At 49.9% G+C, this 18,588-nt stretch carries 10 protein-coding genes; all 10 read right to left on the bottom strand.

Features of this window, described 5'->3' with window-relative positions:
* Nucleotides 1-173: 173 nt before the first annotated feature.
* Nucleotides 174-2,645 (bottom strand): glycoside hydrolase family 95 protein, encoded by a 2,472-nt coding sequence (locus VN105_RS06685; RefSeq protein WP_325639157.1) that lies wholly within the window; start codon nucleotides 2,643-2,645, stop codon nucleotides 174-176.
* Between the two features lie 28 nt (nucleotides 2,646-2,673).
* Entirely contained in the window at nucleotides 2,674-4,890 is a 2,217-nt protein-coding gene (locus VN105_RS06690; RefSeq protein WP_325639159.1) for a GH92 family glycosyl hydrolase, read from the bottom strand.
* Between the two features lie 66 nt (nucleotides 4,891-4,956).
* Entirely contained in the window at nucleotides 4,957-7,212 is a 2,256-nt protein-coding gene (locus VN105_RS06695) for a DUF7133 domain-containing protein (protein WP_325639161.1), read from the bottom strand.
* A gap of 12 nt (nucleotides 7,213-7,224) precedes the next feature.
* Nucleotides 7,225-7,638 (bottom strand): c-type cytochrome, encoded by a 414-nt coding sequence (locus tag VN105_RS06700; protein WP_325639162.1) that lies wholly within the window; start codon nucleotides 7,636-7,638, stop codon nucleotides 7,225-7,227.
* 44 nt (nucleotides 7,639-7,682) lie between these two features.
* Nucleotides 7,683-9,572, bottom strand: a complete 1,890-nt coding sequence (locus VN105_RS06705; protein ID WP_325639164.1) for an FG-GAP-like repeat-containing protein — start codon at nucleotides 9,570-9,572, stop codon at nucleotides 7,683-7,685.
* Nucleotides 9,573-9,601: 29 nt separating this feature from the next.
* Entirely contained in the window at nucleotides 9,602-10,501 is a 900-nt protein-coding gene (locus VN105_RS06710; protein WP_325639166.1) for a sugar phosphate isomerase/epimerase family protein, read from the bottom strand.
* 4 nt (nucleotides 10,502-10,505) lie between these two features.
* Entirely contained in the window at nucleotides 10,506-12,806 is a 2,301-nt protein-coding gene (locus VN105_RS06715) for a PQQ-binding-like beta-propeller repeat protein (protein ID WP_325639168.1), read from the bottom strand.
* 217 nt (nucleotides 12,807-13,023) lie between these two features.
* Nucleotides 13,024-15,549 carry a hypothetical protein gene (locus VN105_RS06720; protein ID WP_325639170.1) on the bottom strand — a complete coding sequence of 842 codons (2,526 nt, stop codon included), beginning with the start codon at nucleotides 15,547-15,549 and terminating at the stop codon, nucleotides 13,024-13,026.
* 142 nt (nucleotides 15,550-15,691) lie between these two features.
* Nucleotides 15,692-18,070: an ABC transporter permease gene (locus VN105_RS06725; protein ID WP_325639172.1), complete on the bottom strand. Its 2,379-nt coding sequence runs from the start codon at nucleotides 18,068-18,070 to the stop codon at nucleotides 15,692-15,694.
* Between the two features lie 170 nt (nucleotides 18,071-18,240).
* Complete coding sequence (locus tag VN105_RS06730) at nucleotides 18,241-18,462, bottom strand: hypothetical protein (protein WP_325639175.1); 222 nt, start codon at nucleotides 18,460-18,462, stop codon at nucleotides 18,241-18,243.
* Between the last annotated feature and the right edge of the window lie 126 nt (nucleotides 18,463-18,588).

An 18,588-nucleotide genomic window follows, 5' to 3' on the forward strand; every position in this document is an offset into this window, starting at 1 on the left:
ACGCTGATTACACTGATTTGATTACTTTGGATTTAAGATGATTCGGGGAGATTTAAGCGGATATATTCGCGTAAATCTCCCCAAGTCATTTTAATCATTTTATAAAATCCTAAAAAATAAAATCAGTGTAATCAGCGTAATCAGTTTAATCCTGAGTCAGACAAAATCCGCGGTTATTTCTTTACAAACGTGTACGTTTTGCCTGGCTGTGTTGCCAGGTCGTACAATATTGTATTGGGCAGCGGCAGTTCCGCTACTTTTGCTTTTTCACTTACCAGTGCAGGCGCTGTTGGTTCTACCTGGAAGAATGGATTGGTTTGCTCACCGGCAGCGGCTTTCAGCTGGCCATTTTCTTTCAGTGCATTGGGTACCCGCAAACGGCAGTTACCACCCAGCGTGGAGCGGATGGTAAGCTTACTCAACTGGCCGTTTTCCCACACCATTTCTTTGATCTCAAAACCACCTCGCGCACGTAAGCCGCTCACACGGCCATTCTTCCAGTCGTCCGGCAGGGCCGGTAACAGGTGAACGGCGCCGTCCTGGCTTTGCAGCAACATTTCACAGATGCCTGCTGTACAGCCATAGTTCCCATCGATCTGGAAGGGCGGATGTGCATCAAATAAATTGGGATAGGTACCGCCTCCGCTGTTCTCTCCTTTGTTTACTCCTGCAGGTGTGAGCTGGTCTTTGATCAGTTTCCAGGCGTGGTTACCATCCAGCAAACGCGCCCAGAGGTTCACTTTCCAGCCCATAGACCAGCCCGTGGAAATATCGCCGCGTTGCAGCAGTGAAGTACGGGCGGCGCTGAATAAAACCAGTGTGCGGTAAGGAGAGATCTGGTTAGCCGGGTACAACCCGAACAAATGAGACACGTGACGGTGCTTGTCGTTCGGGTTGTCAAGATCCTGCAGCCATTCCTGTAACTGGTTGTACTGCCCCACCTGCATGGGTGGCAGGCGTTTGCGTGCCGCCTTCATCTTTTCCACCAGCGCTTTATCTGTTTGTAAGATCTCAGCTGCGTGGATGGTATTGGTAAATAGATCAAATACCAGTTGATTATCCATGGTAGCGCCAGCCGCGATAGATACGCCGGGATAGGCTTTCGGGTTATTTTCCGGCGACATGGACGGGGATACTACCAGCCATTTATGTGTAGGTTCTTCTACCAGGAAATCCAGGTAAAACTGGGCAGCGCCTTTTAATGCGGGATATACCGTTTGCAGGTATTGCTTATCGCCGTTAAACAGGTACTTCTCCCAGGTATGCCGGCTTAACCATGCGCCGCCCATGGGCCACATGGCAGAATAGATACCGTCTACCGGGCCTGTAATACGCCACAGGTCCGTATTGTGGTGGGTTACCCATCCTCCGGCGCCATACATTACTTTGGCGGTTTCCCGGCCGGTAACGGATAAATCTTTCACCATTTGTATCAGCGGCTCATGCATTTCAGAAAGGTTGGTTTCTTCCGCAGGCCAATAATTCATTTCTGTATTAATGTTGATGGTATACTTGCTGCCCCAGGGTGGGTTCATGAGCGGGTTCCAGATGCCCTGCAGGTTGGCGGGCTGGCCACCGGGTTGTGATGCGGCGATGAGCAGGTACCTGCCAAACTGGAAGTACAGTGTTACCAGCTGCGGATCATTACCTTCCCTGAAATCCCTTACGCGGATGTCCGTCGGATTTTTGATGGAATCAGTGGTACCGAGATCCAGTTGTACCCGGTTAAAGAAATGCTGGTAGGCGGCGATGTGATCTTTCAATAAACCGGCGAAATGTTTTGGCCACACCTTTTGCATATAGGCGGTGGTGCGCTTTACTTCGTCGCCGCTGATATCTGCATAGTTTACAAAGTTGGTAGCAATGGAAACGTAGATGGTGACGGCATCGGCGTTGGTTACGCTGATAGTGTTGCCATCGGCGGCAGTTTTACCACCGGTGGTTTTAAATTTTACCTGCGATTGAAACTTCACCTTGCCGGGTACGCCGTCTTTATCGCCGCTGGTACCGGATAATACCAGTTCGTTATTACCACTGGTAACCACATTTGATTTTTGCGGGCTTTTCATGCCGGCGTTAAAAGTAATGCTGCCGGGTTTGCTGGCTGTAAGCTGTATAATGATTGCCTGATCCGGTATGGAAGCAAATACCTGGCGGGTGTACTTTACGCCGTTTACAGTGTAGCTGGTGGCAGCTACCGCCGTTTGCAGGTCCAGCTCCCTGGCATAGCCGGTGTACTGGTTGTGCCCCGGGAAATCCAGTTGCAGGTCGCCTACCGGCTGATAACACATGCCGTTGATCTTTTCCGCCTGGATATTTTTTGCCGCCATCTGGCTGGCTTCTTTCATTTTTCCATCGAAGATGAGTTGCCTGATTTCCGGCAGCGCTGCCAGCGCATGTGGATTATCGTTACGGTTAGGGCTACCGCTCCATACGGTATTTTCGTTTAGCCGTATCAGTTCGTTCTCGGGGTTGCCGTACACCATCGCGGCCAGCCGGCCGTTGCCTACTGGTAATGCCGCCTCCCATACTTTGCCTGAGGGGCGGTTATACTTTAGTTTCAGCTCCGTACGTTGTGCCAATGCAGGGAGCGATGTGAAGAGCGCTATAACGCAAACGGCTATACTAAGTGTGTTCCTTCGCATGAGATTTTTACAATTAAGTGGAATATAATTACTCCGGCAGGTTTTCTTTCAAAACGCCGAACTGGTTACCAGGTTTGTTACCCATCATTATTTTCAACACACCTCCTTTCAGGATGTCGGAATGCAGCAGGTATGTTTTCGTATAGGCTTTCCCGTTTAATGTGATGCCCTGCACGTAAATATTTTCCGCACTGTTATTCACCGCCTCTACTACAAATGGTTTGCCGGCGCCGGTATGAATAACTGCTTTATCTACCGACGGGCTGCCGATCACATATTTCCCCGAAGCAGGGAACACCGGGTAAAATCCGATCGATGAAAACACGTTCCAGGCTGCCATCTGCCCGCAATCTTCATTCCCTATAATTCCATCCGGCTGGTCGTGGTACATTTCTTTCATAATATACCGCACCTTTTCTGCTGTTTTCCAGGGCTGGCCTGCATACGTATACAGGTAAGCGATATGATGCCCCGGTTCATTGCCGTGTGCATACTGGCCTATTAGCCCGGTGAGGTCTGCAAGGCCACCCTTCTCTTCTTTCAGCGGCAGTGAAAAGAAAGTATCCAGCTTTGCCGCCATCGCCTTTTTACCTCCCAGCAAAGTAGTCAGGCCGGTTACATCATGCGGTACCAGCCAGAGATACTGCCAGGCGTTGCCTTCCGCCAGTTCCGGGTTGGGTGCGTGTGTGGGATCAAAAGAAGCGTTCATTATGCCCGCCGCATTTCTTCCCCTGAAAAATCCGCTGGCCGGATCAAAATACAATTTATAATTGGCTGCGCGTAGCTGAAAATAGTGGTAATCTTTTGTATGACGTAATTGTTTTGCCATCAGTGCGGTACTGGCGTCGCTGATGGCGTATTCCAGTGCGGTAGCTACCGATCGGCGGTACAGATCGTTGGGGATCACTTTGAGATCTTTTACATACATCATCCCCAGGCTGTCGGACATCGCTGTTCCTTTAACGGCGTTATACGCCCGTTCTGCATCAAATCCTTTGATGCCTTTGAGGTATGCCTCCGCAACAATTTGCATACTGCTGATGCCCACCATGGTGCCGGTTTCGTTGCCATACAAATGCCACTTGGGTAGCCTGCCCTGTTGCTCATAAACAGCCAGCATGGCATTTACCATATCGGCGGCTTTATCCTGTTCTATAAGGGTGTACAGCGGATGTGCGGCGCGGTAAGTATCCCAGGTAGAGAATATGGTGTAATTGGTAAATCCCGGATGATGATACACTTTTCTATCTGCGCCGCGATAATCACCGTTATGGTCATTAAACATGGCAGGATTGATCATGGTATGATACAGCGAAGTGTAGAAGATGCGTTTGTCGCGGGTTGTTCTGGTGGTCACTTCTATCTTCCCTAATTCTTTATTCCAGCTATCATCTGCCTGCTGTACTACCTGTTCAAAATTCCAACCGGGTATTTCCGCCTGTATATTTTCCAGCGCATTATCTGCACTTACGGGCGATATACCTACTTTCAGCAACAGCTCCTGCGGCGCATCGTCAAAGCTCAGCAAGCCTTTCACGGCAGGGCCCTGCCCCTGTTTGCCGGCCACCGGCGATGCTTCGTTGTAAATACGGAAATCTTTCACGGCAACGGATGTACGAACAGCAAAGTATACCCGTTGATCCTTTGCCCAACCGGTAGAATAACGATAGCCTTTGAAGGTACTGTCGTTCACCTGTTCAATAAATGTTTCCGTAGCCTTGTCCTGTGTACCTTCTTTCAGATCAATGATCACCCTGGCCGTTTTCCCTCCGGGGAAGCGGTAGCGGTGAAAGCCCACTCTCTCTGTAGCCGTTAGCGACGCCTCTACTTTGTAGTCGTCCAATACTACACTGTAGTAGCCGGCCTTCGCTACTTCGCCCTTATGTGTATACAGGGAAGCATAGCCCTTGCGGTGATCGGCTTCTGTTCCTTTGTCAGTTTTAATATCGCCGGTATAAGGCATCAGCAGGATATCGCCCAGGTCGCCGATACCGGTGCCGTTCAGGTGCAGATGGGAAAACCCGATGAGGATACTGTCGCCGTAGTTATACCCGGAATCCCAGTCCCAGCCTTTGAAAATATTAGCGGGTCCTACCTGCACTGCACCAAAAGGCACGCTGGCGCCTACAAACACATGGCCATGGCCACCGGAACCAATATAAGGATCTACATATTCCGTTAACCGCTGGCTACTTGCAGTACCAGCCAGCAACAGCGCCAGGCAGGTATTCAGTATACATTTCATATCGTTTTATTAATAGCGTGATCCCCTGCCGGTTAGCAGGGGATCACAGTGGTATTGTTGATGGGTTTAGCGGGCAGATTGCTCCAGTTCTTCGAGTGTCCAGAATTTATCGCGGCCGGCGGTGGCGGCTCTCATTTTTTTCACACTTTCCACATCTACTACCGGCGATTTTCCTCTTTCTCCTTTTCCGAAATTGTAACGCACATAACTTAATACGGATGCTACCCATTCGTCGGTGTTGGTAGCGCCGAAAGGAGCCATTACATCGGTATAGGTTTTACCGTCGATGGGGCCGGACAATCCATTGAGCAGTATTTTCATCATCAGCTCCTTGTCGCCGTTCACCCGTTTGGACCCTACAAACGGCGGTGCAGCGGCGCTGCCGCCTCCTACCACGATGCCTTTTCCATCGGGGCCATGGCAGGTGGAGCAAAGTTGTTTGTAGATATTGGCGCCATTCAAAATAAGATTGCGGTGGGCTGCCGGCATATTGGCGAGGCGGCTGCCAAACAATTTGGTATTGTTATTCACTTCCACGCTGTTAGCAACGCTGTTCAGCATTTTCGTATAGGCAGAATGGGTTACCATGGCTGTTTGCATGGCTTTTGCTTTCTCGGATTTGCTCACGGACAATGATAGCACCAGTTGTACCTGTACGGCTGCAGCAGGATCATTTTGCAGCGAAGCCAGTTTGCTGATCACTTCTTCATCGTCTTTTTTCAGGTAGGTTTCACTGATCCACACAGCGGCTTTTCTCACCTGAGCATCTGCATCGCCGAGGGCGGCGAACAGGGTTGGCTTATCGATGGCGTGCAGTCCTTCCAGGGTCCACAATGCATGGATCCGTGCCAGGGCGCCGGTGTTTTTACCGATGGTGGCATGCTTGCCGGTGGCGATGAGTTTGAGATCGGGCACTACCGACATATCATTGTTGGCAATTATTTCCTTTTGTGCATTGTCTCTCCACCAGCCGTTGGTATGATCCAGGTAAGTAAGGAGGGTGCTGCCGGAAGCGTCCAGCAGCTTAGGTTTGGCGTCGGGTTTATAGCCATCGTGCACCAGGCGGTAAATACGGCCGCGGCCAATATTTTTCTCCAGTCCTTTTTGCAGGATGCGGGGGCGCAGGAAGCTGCCTTCGGCTGTCCAGGTAGCTTCCTGGATAATGCCGCGGTACATATCCACAATGTACAGGCATCCATCCGGACCGGTGGTAGTGTTCACCGGGCGGAAGTTCATGTCGTAGGACGTGATAAATTCTTTCTGGCCATCGTAGGCATTCTTCAGGGTGATCTTACCATCCACATCGGTTACTTTCGCACGGCGGATCAAACGGCCTACGGGTTCGCAGATCAGCAGGTCGCCCTTAAGATCCGGGGGCAATGCGTCTCCCCGGAAAACCGACTGCCCGCAGCTGGCAGTAAAGTGATTGAGTGTAGTATCGGGGCGGAGCCGGTTCATACCTCCCTGTACATCGGGAGTGGCAATGATAGGCCATACCGCCAGGAAATCGCGGTTGTACTGGTCGTTGGGATTCAGGAAACCGTAAATAGGATTGATCTGGAAGCCCAGGGCCGGAATTTCGGCGCCTGCGCTGGAGAAATACAATCTTCCGTAATCATCATTTCCCAGTCCCCATTGTCCGCCGGGCGAATTGGTTAAGCTATCGGGCACCAGTTTACCAGCCACATACCGGTAACGTACCGGGTCGCAGCTTACATAGATCCAGTTGTCGATATTCCATACCAGGCCGCTCTTCTGGTGTTCCAGGTTGCGGGTATCCGGCTTGTCGTTTTTGTATACCAGTTCTTTCACATCTGCTACGCCATCGCCGTTGGTATCTTCATAACTCCTGATGTTATAGGTAAAGGTTTCATTTACCAGCAGTTTATGTCCTACGCACAGCATCATGCGGGGCAGCACCAGGCTGTCGATGAACGTGGAGCTTTTATCCATGGTACCATCGCCGTTGGTATCTTCCAGCAGGGAAATGCGGCAGATGGGCTGGTTTTCACCGGTCCCGTTGATGTCCTGCATATAGGTGCGCATTTCCGCCACATACATCCTGGCGTTGCCGTCCCATACAATGGCCACCGGCTCCTTGATCATGGGTTCGCTGGCCACCAGCTGCAGGTGATATCCTTCCGGCACCTGGATGGATTTCATACTTTCCTTTACCGTTTGATAGGAAGGAGAAGGATGGGGATTGACGATAATATTACCGGCAGCATCTTTTTTGACGCCGGTTGTTTTGGATACTTTACATTGATAGACAAACAGGCTGAACCCGGCCAGTGCCAATACCAGTAATGAGTTTCTTTTCATGAACGCGGAACTTTATTTAGCATTTAAAGAGAGAATGTATGTCACCATTTTTTTTGCATCTGCAGCCGCCAGCGAAGGATGGGCGGCCATGGGCACTGCGCCCCAGGTACCGGAACCACCGTTGATGATCTTGGACGACAACAGGTCTACATTAGCCGTTGAATACGGATATTTCTTTGCCACATCTGCATAGGCAGGGCCTACTACTTTGGTATCTACTTTATGACAGGCCAGGCAATCGGATTTGGTGAGCAACATTTTGCCCTCTTCGATGTCCTGTGGTTTAATGGCCGGTGCGGCAGTTGTTTTTGTTTTAGCGGAAGGAGAAGCTTTGGCAGCCGGCTTTCTGGCAGCCGGTTTCGTTTGGGCATTAACGGTACCCATCACACACATCATCAAAAAAAGCGGAATAGCTAAACGTTTCATATTGTAATACAGTTTTATAAAATACAATCAATTTTCTATTAATGTTACTTTGTTTTATTCCAGAAAATAAAGGTGCCACGGTCGGTGGATGTAATGATATCGATGGCGCCATTCTTATCCAGGTCGGTAACGAGGATATCTGATCCGGCGCCGGAGCGGTTGTGTACCAGTTCAGGTACAAACTCCGCGCCTCCCGGTGCATTGGGATTGCGCACGGTTTTATACACATATACCACCGGCGCGCCATAAGGATCGGGATCAAAATGATTATCGAGATGTGACCAGTAACGTTTACCCGCCACAAAATCGGGAATGCCATCGCCGTCTATATCCGCTACGGCAGTACCATGAATTTCAGAGATGGTTACATCCCCTGCATTTTTTGCAGAGAAGTCATCGCTGATCATGTGCATTACAAAAGAGATGTTTCCGGCGGCATTGCGCTTTTGCTCAAACCAGGCCAGGCCAAAACCATGTGCGTTGAGGCTGGTCACCACATCGTTGAGGCCGTCGCCGTTTACATCATAAACCGCCATCACCGCGCCACCGGCGCCGGTGCTGCGGTGCCCGTAGCGACCCAGTACTGCTGCATGATAGATCCACGGTGAGCCGGATGAACGGGCCGGTTGTTCCCACCAGCCATAGGCGTTGATAATATCCGTACGTCCGTCGCCGTTAATATCGCCGGCGCCGATGCCATGTCCCATGGCGTAGCCTTTCTCAGAAATATTATGTGCGATCCAGGGCCTGGCAGGATCGGAAGGATCCGGTGTGGCATACCGTACAAATCCATCGGCTCCGTAAATCAGTTCAGGTTTTCCATCGCCGTCTATATCCCGGAACAGGGTCACTTCTGTTTGTACAGAAGGAATGATCTCAAATTTTTCCCAGCGCCGGGAAGCGCCTTTGGGATTGATGTAGATGGCTGCGCGTGGGGTACCGCTCAGGATATCCGGCCAGCCATCGCCATTAAAATCGAAGGTATACTGACAATTGATCTCCGTAAATTCTTTGGAAGGATTGTAAGTAAGTGCAGGATTAATTTCACGGGAAGTGGTATAATCCGGGCCGTAGAAAATATTCAACCCGGCTGCAACATCTGTGTGGCCGTCGCGGTTAAAGTCCGCTGCTGCAGCTCCCCAGGAGTAGTACATATCATTGATCCGCTGAATGCGGAAACGGTCGCTGGTCTTTTCTTCCGGCAATTTGCGGATAGCAATATCTTTCAGACAGATATCCTTATACACAACGGTACCACCGCTTACGTAGAGCGCTACGGGGCCGTAGCCATTCAGTTCTTCCGTAGCGGCGCCCAGTTCACGGCCATCGTTGAGAAAGGTGCGGATAATATCGGCATCCAGCATCACTTCTACCTGGTTCCATTCATTACTCTTCAGGGCTGTTTCCGGGCGTGTGAGCGGTAAAGCGGGTCCGGCCGCTGGTGACCGGCGGGCCTGCTGGTTATTATTATCAGATGATCCGGGTTTGGGTGGCAACGCCAAACGTACAATGCTACCGGCAGCCCTTAAAGGTATGCGCGCGGTTTCAGTGCCGTCGTTTTTCAGTTTGATCCGGTAAGCGGTAGCAGTTTCGTTTTTGATGGAAACAAAAATGCCCTGCATCCCGCTGTCTGTTTTTTCTGCGCGGAATAAAAACCCGGCTTCAGCGCCGGCAGCGCATTTAAACAACGCATGAAACCCAACGTCTTCGTAGGAGCGGTTCAGCAGCGCCCAGCCGGCTTTTCCCTTTTGGGAAGTGGCAGTAATTTCTCCGTTGCGGTTTACCCAGCCGGCATGCCCGCGGAGCGACCATGCACTCATATCCGTACCGGTAAAACGGAAGTCCGGTTCAAAGCTAAGCCCGCGTGGCAGTGTTTGTGCGGCCGGCAATAGGTATAATAAAAGCAGTAAACCGGAAAGAAACGAAAAGCGCATGAAAAACATTTAGCTGTTAACGATAAAAGTTAAATATTGGCGGCTACATGCTGTATGAGCCAGTCGCCCACTTTAGCATAATCTATATCCTGGAAATCAGGACTCCATTGTTCTACCGAGTACACGCCTTTAAAGCCGGCCTTTTCCGTCATTTTTACACAGCGGTCAAAATCATATGACACGTGTTCCATGTTACTGTTGAAGTTCATCGCCTTGGCGGAGATCAGGCCGGCGTACGGCAATATTTTTTCCAGCGAAGCAAACATGCCGGTCTTGGGATAATTGCCGAAATCAGGCAGTGTATAGATGTTCCCCGGACCGGCCGCCTTTACGATCTGCAGATGTATATCCGGGTTCATTTCAATCCCGAAGTGATTTTCCGTGAGTAAGATCAGTCCCTTGCTTTTGGCGTAGTGGTTCACTTCTTTCATGGAGGCAATGCTTTTTTCCACCGAACCGTTGGCATGGCCCGGGTTGATGCGCACACATTGTGCTCCCAGCAGGGCAACGGCATCTATCCAGCCTTTCACATGCTGCAGGCTGCGTTCCCTTTCTGTTTCATTTGCAGACGCCAGGTCGTAATCGCTATCTACCTGTACATTTACCAGCTGGCTTCCACTGGCTTTGATCTTACTTTTCAGTAATTCCAGGTAGCCCGGTTCCAGCGATTCAAAATGATTACTCCAGTATTCGAGTTTACTCACCCCGAACCTGTCGCGGTAATACTGCGGTACATCCGGCAGCGTGAGTTCGTCTTTGATAGTGGGCAACTCTTTGGGTTTGGTTTGTTTAAAGCGGTAACGCATCAGCACAGTTCCCATACCGATACGATCCATTTTATTCCGGATCAGCGGCCGGGCGAAGGCGGGCAGCATCCACACGGATAGCAGCAGGCCGGATGATTGAAGGAGGAATGTTCTTCTCTGCATGGAACTATTGTTTTATGTTTTCCGGGAGGGCAAACGCCACGTAAGAGCGTGGCAATGCGCCGGGTAATACGGATCTGTTTATACTTTCTTTTGTAAACGGGGAGGTAGCGCTTACCACGATGAACTGCCGGCCGTTGGCTTCATACATGGCTGGCATGCCATAGGTTTCCCAGGGCAGATCTGCCGACCACAGCTCCCGGCCGTTCTCCGCATCAAATGCATATATTTTGCCTCCCTTGGAGGTGGCGAACAGTAATCCGTTGGAAGTAACGATCATGCCTTTCCGCTGGGAGCCGATGGGGATACCGGTATTTTTTCCACCCAGGGCAGCAACATTGGCATCCTGCCCCAGTGCATGCCGCCATTTCACGGTGCCGGTATTAAGATCATACGCCATCACAGAAGACCATACGGGCTTCATCAGGTCAGGATATTCCAGGCCGTAGTCGCTGATGTAGCGGGTTGCCGGCGTATCCACATCATGCGGGTAATAGCGTATCCCGTTCCGGCCAACCGGTGAGGTTTCCGTAAGCGGCGCCCCACCGGAAGCCACTACATTGCCTGCCGGCATCACCGGCACCTCTTTCCTGGCAACGGTAAACCTGCTGCCTGTCACATCTCCCGCGAGATAACGGTAAAGTTCATTCACCGTTTTCTCGTCGATATGCTGAAAGCCGGGCATCTGCCCTTTGCCCGTGGCGAGCACGTTTTTAAAATTATCGGGATCCACCCTTTTGCCTAAATCCAGTAACGAAGGGCCCGCAGCGCCGGCGCGGTTTTCCCCGTGGCAGGCCTGGCAGTATTGCTGGTAGGCTTTCATGCCGCGGTTGTTGGTAGCGCCGTTAACGCGGGCTTCTTTATCTCCCATTTTCTCCAGTTTATACACCGAAGGATAATCCTGGCTGGAGATATAAACAATCCCTTTACCGGGATCGGCGGCAGTGTTACCAAGATTGGCGCCACCCACCGCCCCGGGTATCACCACTATTTCGTGCTGATCGGAAGGAGGTGTAAACAAGCCGGTACGGGCGGCTTTCAGGCGTTTTTGCCAATGCGCCGTTTGAGCCGGGGTGAAATACGGATTGAGGTCGTGTGCCGTTACTGTGTGACGGGTGAAGGGCTCCAATGCAGGCTGGAAAGGTTGTGTAGGCCAGGCTTGCTCACCAGGCATTTCGCTCGGTGGCACCGGTCTTTCTTCGATGGGCCACAGCGGCTCGCCGGTAACACGGTTAAAGGCAAACAGGAAGCCATGCTTGGTGGCCTGGGCTACGGCATCCACCTTTTTCCCACGGTGCTTAACGGTGATCAGCTGGGGAGCGGCGGTCAGGTCATAATCCCAGAGATCGTGGTGCACAAACTGAAAATGCCACAACCGTTTACCGGTGCGGGCATCCAGCGCCAGCAGGCAGTTGCCGTAAAGATTACTGCCAATACGATCGGCCCCGTAGTAGTCGTATGTAGGAGATCCCAGCGGGAAATAGGCGATCCCCCGTTTGGTATCGATAGATATTTCGCCCCAGGTATTAACGCCGCCCGCGTACTTCCAGGCATCTTTTGGCCAGGTATCATAGCCATATTCGCCGGGTTGGGGAATGGTGTGAAAGGTCCATACCAGTTTGCCGGTGAGCACATGATAAGCCCGCAGGTAACCGGGAGGGGAGAAATAATTCTCCCCGGGAGAAGATCCCAGGATGATCAGGTCTTCAAAAACACGACCCGGTGTGGTAGACTGTACGCGGCCTATGGTAGCCGGATCGCGGTCCAGTCCTTCTTTCAGCGATACACTGCCGTTGTTGCCAAAACTCAGTATAGACTTCCCCGTAGCCGCATCAATGGCCTGGAGGTGATTGTTCAACGAAAAAATGATCCGCCGGTCTTTCCGGTCTTTGCTTTCCCAGTAGTTCAGGCCCCGCCAGGTGATCCCTTTCAGGTTGGCATGGATCCACAACTCTTTCCCCGTGGCCGCGTCCAGGGCTACCAGGGAATAGTTTTTTGCAACTACATACATCACTCCATCCACTACAACGGGATTGAACAGGTACTCGGTGCTGTCGCCGGTGGCGTAGGTCCAGGCAACGGACAACTGAGCTACATTGGCTTTGGTAATTTGTGTCAGTGATACGTACTTCGACTGGTCCGGGCCTCCTCCATATTCCTCCCAGTTCCTGTTGGCCCGGGTAATTTTCCCAGATGTGTTACCGGTATCCCGGAAACTCGAATGACAGGCTACATCTCCCAAAAGAAAAATTCCTGCCAGTAAGGTTCCTGAAAAATAAAGTAGCAATGGCGTCTTCAAATTCCTCATTATTGATTCCTGTGTTTTTCATAACCCGGTGATCAGAGTGTCCTGTATAACGTGAATAATTGGGTTATTTGAATATTACTGCAAGTAAAGCGGGAGGCGATAATAAATGATTAATAAAAGATTAATCCGGGGATTTCCGGAAAAAAAAGACAAAAAAAAGCGGTTATCGCACTAACAGGAGCACTAATTTACGGTTAAGGGGCGGGAAAGGATGGTGTCAGGAAATGGTTTGCTGAAAATCAGGCTGATAATCTTCCCCATATAATTTCCGGTAATCGCGCACGAAATTTTCGAAGGCGGCACGTGCGAGGGAATGCTTTCCCAGGATCACCAATGCCTTGCATTTCCATCGCATCACGTCTTCATTTACCGGGTCAAATGCATACAGGTAATCTGCGATGCGGACCAGGTAAGCCGGATCTTCTTTAATGTCTGACGAAGTGGCAAACCGGAGAAAGCGGTCTGTGATATTGTTGGAGATCTCTGACTTGAAAGGGTCCAGCCATTCATGTTCTTCAGTGGGAAGGAAACTTCCCCGCTGGATAATGGCGGCCATTTCGGTGATGCCGGACTTGCCGGGTGTAGTTTGACGGGCGCCGGCCAGGTAAGCCATATAATCTGTATACAGCTGTTCCGAAGCTTTTATTTTCCAGTAGCCGGTGTCTTTGGATATTTCGCAGCCATCGATCTTATCGAGGATACTTTTGAGTTTGGCAATATTTACCGCAAGGTTGTTGCGGGCGCTTTCCGGCGATTTATCAGACCAGAGCAGTTCTTTCAGTTTTTCCGCACTGATGCCCCGCTCCCATTTCACAGTATACAACAGGATAATGAGGAATAGTTCCTTGATGAGGGGGGTGAATAATTTAGTGACTTCCGTTCCGGTAGCGTCAAACACCTGGAAATCGCCAAAAAGATATATGGCGTTTTGTTGTTGCTGCCGGCCGGTAAAGCTGATTTCCGTGGCGCCGCTAAAGCCCGGAGACGTTTCGTTTTCCCCCAGGTTCCTGCGCATATTCTTTTTCCGGAACCAGATCAATGCACTTACCAGCACGGCAAGCACCGTGATCAGCGCGATAGCGAGCCACCAGGCAGGTTCTATACCAGCCGGCGCCTGCAGCGGGGCAGCTACGGCAAATGGCGGATCGTAAAGCGAGTAGATGCTGACGTTAGTCCGGCTGTGATCATCGGGGCTGTACAGGGTAACTGCCACAAAACGTTTATCTGCCGGGCTGTGGAAAAGGTCTGCATAGGCATCTACATCCTGAAATTCAAAAGGGATCTTGTCGCCCACCGCCTGGTATTCCGGGCTGGTAAGTGAGCCCCGGATCATTTGCAGGGTGCTGTTGAATTTATTCTTGGGAAATATCAGCCCATAGAATGCCTGTTCTTCCTTCCGGATGACCAGGGAGTTGGCAAATACAAATTCCTCCGAATCTTTTTTCAGCTCATACAGTTTTTTGAAAGTATGCTTTGTGGCGTCGTAATACTGGAGATCGTATAAATTTTTCGGGTTCAGTACCTGTTTACCGGAAGCACTGCCATAACCGCCTATCATATATACACCGTTACTATCTTCTCCCGCGGCGGCAAGGTAGCGGGGCGTAATGGAGCTACCGGCGGAATCGCGTTGCCCGGTAGCGGGTAAGTGTGTACTGAAAATATCACTTTTATAGATGAAGAAGCCGTACCCATTAAACGTATACAAAACACTATCTCCCTGGAGATATTTATTAAAATGGCCATATCCGGCGGGGCGACCGGGATTACCGAGGCGTTTGTTCCAGGACAGGGAGTCGGTGCGCAGCGTGCCCATCACACTGAGGTCGCGGGAGAAGGTGTAGATCTCTTTGGTAGCAGCATTATACACCGATTGGTAGGGACTGAACAGCATTTGTTTACCAGTGGTATAAGCAGCGGGGATTATTTTATTGGAGGCTACGGAATAGCTGAACAGCGAGTCGGAGGTTACCAGGTACAGTATCCCTTTTTCCTTGTTGAAAGCTACGCTGGCCGGGCCGTTTACAGAAAAATGCTGTAGTGGCTGCCAGTTGCGGTGCATCTTTTTTATCCAGAGAGGATTTACTACAACGCCCGGCTGCCTGCCATGGGTACTTGCCGCCACTGTGCCGTTTTCTTCATTCAGCGGCCAGGTATACCGGAGTGCGCCATTTTCCTTTACCTGCACATTGCGGATCTTCATGGGTGGCACATCCGCATTACGAAACGACTGGTAATCGTTTGCGCCAAAGAAGATCTTATAGCAAGCCTTCTCCGGAAAATTTACTTTTTCACTAACAATCTCCCCGTCACGCACAACGGTGAGCATTCCCCGCTGTGAGTCAAATTTCAGCCGGATGGTATGCCAGTCGTCGTTTGTACCAAGCCCCGGGATGCTAAAGGAAATATGTGAATAGCTATCGCCCAGTACCACGCGGAAATGCTTATCCCCGAATTTAGGGTCGTAATCGTACAGGATATCTATGTTCTGTGTTTCATCGCGGATGATCCTGACCACATAGCCGAAATAATTTTTTTGCTGGGGGATAAAGGAGATCTCGAAAGATAATTCAAAGCTGCCGGTAAAGCAAAGGGCATTGGCGGTTCCCAGCGCTAATCCTGTCCGTTTGTCCTGTATTACTTCATGACTGTAAAAACCCAGTCCGTCCGTTTGTCCGGAGGCGGTATAGGTGCAGCATAGCAACAGGAAGATACATAGACAAAGATTGTGGAATTTTATCATTACCGGTGTTACTTAAAATAGATCCCTTTTGATGGTACTTACGGGGTAAAATACAAAATTCTGCTCCGTAAGTACCATTTGCCGGGAAATCAAAAGTAACAGGAATAATATTTATTCCAAAACCGCTTACAACATTTTAAGGTTATTCCGCGCGCATGCTTTTCACGGGGTCTGCCAATGCGGCTTTCAACGCCTGGTAACTGATAGTACCGATAGCAATAACAAGGGCAATGAAACCGGATACGGCAAATACCCACCAGCCGATGCTGATGCGGTAGGCGAATACCTGCAGCCATTTGTGCATAAAGTACCAGGCCACGGGGGTAGCTATTACAAAAGAGATCAGCACCAGTTTAAGGAAATCTTTGGATAACAGGTTTACGATATCTGTTACAGATGCCCCCATTACCTTACGGATGCCTATTTCCCGCGTACGCTGCAAGGCGCTGTAGGAGGCCAGTCCGAGTAAACCAAGACATGAAATAATAATGGCCAGTACGGCGAAGTTGAAGAAAAGTTTACCAAAGCGTTCTTCAGACCGGTACTGCCTGTCAAAAAATTCATCCAGGAAAAAATAACTGAACGGGCGGTTGGGTATCATCGTTTTCCACTTACGTTCAATGGCTGCAATAGTGCCTGACAGATCGCCCGGCGCTACGTTCACCGATACCATTTCACAGTCCCGCGGCTCCAGGCGCATGGTAAGGGGTTTGATATCTTTCTGCAGTGAGCGGAAATGAAAATCCTTCACCACGCCTATGATGGCGCCGGTATGGCCCCATTGCCGGTAACTTCTGCCGATGGCCTCCGCCGGGGTGGCGTAGCCAAACAGCTTTGCCGCAGCTTCGTTGATCACCAGGGCATGCGAGGAATCGCTGCCAAAGTCGCGTGAAAACCCGCGGCCAGCCACTATCTTCATCTTATACTGCTGTAAAAAATTATAATCCACGGAATACAGGTCCAGGTTGGCTACCTGCATCTCTCCCTGTTTATTCTGTATTTCTGAATAAGCGCCATTGGTTTGGCCACCGGGAATACCTGAGGAAACGGATACCGAAGTTACTTTCGGAATATCCACAATAGCTTCGCTGAAGCTATGCATAGCCGGATCGCCGTGAGCATCTATCACCAGCATCTGTTCCTTGTTAAAGCCCAGATCCTTGGTATGTACGTAGTGCATTTGAAGATATACTACCATAGTACCCGTGATCAACGCAATGGAAATGGCAAACTGTGTAACCACCAGCCCTTTCCTTAAGAAAATACCTTTTGTGCTGGTAGAGAAACGGCCTTTCAGCACTGTTACGGGTCTGAAAGCCGATAGTACCAGCGCCGGGTACACACCTGCCAGCAATCCTATACCAATGGCGGCTGCCAGCAATATTCCAATGTACCAGCCATTGGCCAGCAAACCGGTACTGACAGTTTTACCCGCCAGCAGGTTAAAGGACGGCAACAGGGCTACAAACAGTATCATTGTAAATACAAAAGCCATCAGGCAGAGTAATATACATTCTCCTATGAATTGCCGGATCAGCTCCATGCGGGTGGCGCCCACTACTTTGCGGATACCTATTTCCTTTGCCCGTTCCACTGATCGTGCTGTAGTGAGATTGATAAAGTTAATACAGGCGATAAAAAGGATAAAGATGGCTATAATGGAAAAAATATACACATTAGTGATACTGCCATTTTCAAAAGCGGGCCTGTCTGAATGCAGGTAGATCTGTTCCAGTGGTTGCAGCATGATGGTATAGAACATCTTTGCCTTTCTTCTTTCGTCGCCGTTATGCTGTTCCACAAAATCAGGGAACTTAGCCGCTAACATAGCAGGATCAGTATTGGGTTTCAGCAGCAGGAAAGTAACCGCGCCAAAATTGCCCCATGCCTCATCAAGACCTGGATTCAGTTTTATCAAACTACCCATTGATACCAGCATATCTGCCTTGATCTGTGAATTTTCCGGCATATCCTCCATTACACCGGTAATTGTTGCGGGTATCAGGTCGCCGGTAAGCAATATTGTTTCTCCAACAGGATCTTTATCTCCAAAATATTTCTTTGCCGCCGTTCTGCTCATCACTATACTGTTCACTTCTTTCAGCGCCGTAGCCGGGTTACCGTATACCAATTTGAAATCAAATACACGAAACACCGATGAATCGGCAAATAGCGAGCGTTCTTCCTGGAAGCTCAGGTTGCCTTTCTTTACCAGCAGGTTCGCATTACTAAAGCGGGTAAAGGCTTCTATCTCCGGGAAATCACGTTGCATATTCGGACCAAACGGCCAGGGTGTAATACCGCCTTTAATGGTTTCACTGGGCGTTTTTACATCGCAGGTAACCTGGTAAATACGGTTCCCTTTGCTGTGAAATTTATCATAGCTTAGTTCAAAGTGAACATACAGGAAAATAAAAAAGCAGGCAGTAAGGCCAATAGTGAGGCCCATTACATTGATAAAAGAAAAGACTTTATTTCTCCAGAGATTGCGCCAGGCAATTTTGAGATAGTTTTTAAGCATGGACAGAAAGTTGGAAGTTGGGAATACCGGTCGCACAAGGTCCTGGTGGTGCAGCGAACAAAATGCCAGTGAAAGGGGGATGTTAAAATCAGGGGATATTGAATAAGCGGAATTTATAATTTGTCCGGATTTGATCAGGAGGTGTCCGGAAATGGACGTGGGGTGGTGGCTTAAAAAGTAGGTTTCATTGCGTTCGCAGCAGTAATCAGATTCCTTATTTCTGCTGCTTCGGAGTGGTAGTAATAAGACATTACGGCGGCATACCGTTCATACAGTTCATCGTTAGCGTGCACCCGCTCACTTTCTTTAGACCGGGATGCGATTCTTATTTTTTTTGATGGCGCATCAGCCTTCGGCGTTTTGCCGGATTTTGTAGAATATCTCCTTTTCATATTCAACTAAATTAAGACATTTTCGCAGTATTCGAACAATTTGGCAGGGTTATCATGCAATATGTCAATGCAATGTGGTAACTGCCCCATAGGGACGTCTGTAGAAATTGCACAATAACTGGAAAT

This window comes from Chitinophaga sp. (genome assembly GCF_035564935.1).
Classification (GTDB): domain Bacteria; phylum Bacteroidota; class Bacteroidia; order Chitinophagales; family Chitinophagaceae; genus Chitinophaga.

Coding starts and splice junctions, on each gene's coding strand:
- VN105_RS06725 (WP_325639172.1), bottom strand. CDS start 18,070: ATGCTTAAAAACTATCTCAAAATTGCCTGGCGCAATCTCTGGAGAAAT.
- VN105_RS06695 (WP_325639161.1), bottom strand. CDS start 7,212: ATGAAAAGAAACTCATTACTGGTATTGGCACTGGCCGGGTTCAGCCTG.
- VN105_RS06690 (WP_325639159.1), bottom strand. CDS start 4,890: ATGAAATGTATACTGAATACCTGCCTGGCGCTGTTGCTGGCTGGTACT.
- VN105_RS06710 (WP_325639166.1), bottom strand. CDS start 10,501: ATGCAGAGAAGAACATTCCTCCTTCAATCATCCGGCCTGCTGCTATCC.
- VN105_RS06715 (WP_325639168.1), bottom strand. CDS start 12,806: ATGAGGAATTTGAAGACGCCATTGCTACTTTATTTTTCAGGAACCTTA.
- VN105_RS06705 (WP_325639164.1), bottom strand. CDS start 9,572: ATGCGCTTTTCGTTTCTTTCCGGTTTACTGCTTTTATTATACCTATTG.
- VN105_RS06720 (WP_325639170.1), bottom strand. CDS start 15,549: ATGATAAAATTCCACAATCTTTGTCTATGTATCTTCCTGTTGCTATGC.
- VN105_RS06700 (WP_325639162.1), bottom strand. CDS start 7,638: ATGAAACGTTTAGCTATTCCGCTTTTTTTGATGATGTGTGTGATGGGT.
- VN105_RS06685 (WP_325639157.1), bottom strand. CDS start 2,645: ATGCGAAGGAACACACTTAGTATAGCCGTTTGCGTTATAGCGCTCTTC.
- VN105_RS06730 (WP_325639175.1), bottom strand. CDS start 18,462: ATGAAAAGGAGATATTCTACAAAATCCGGCAAAACGCCGAAGGCTGAT.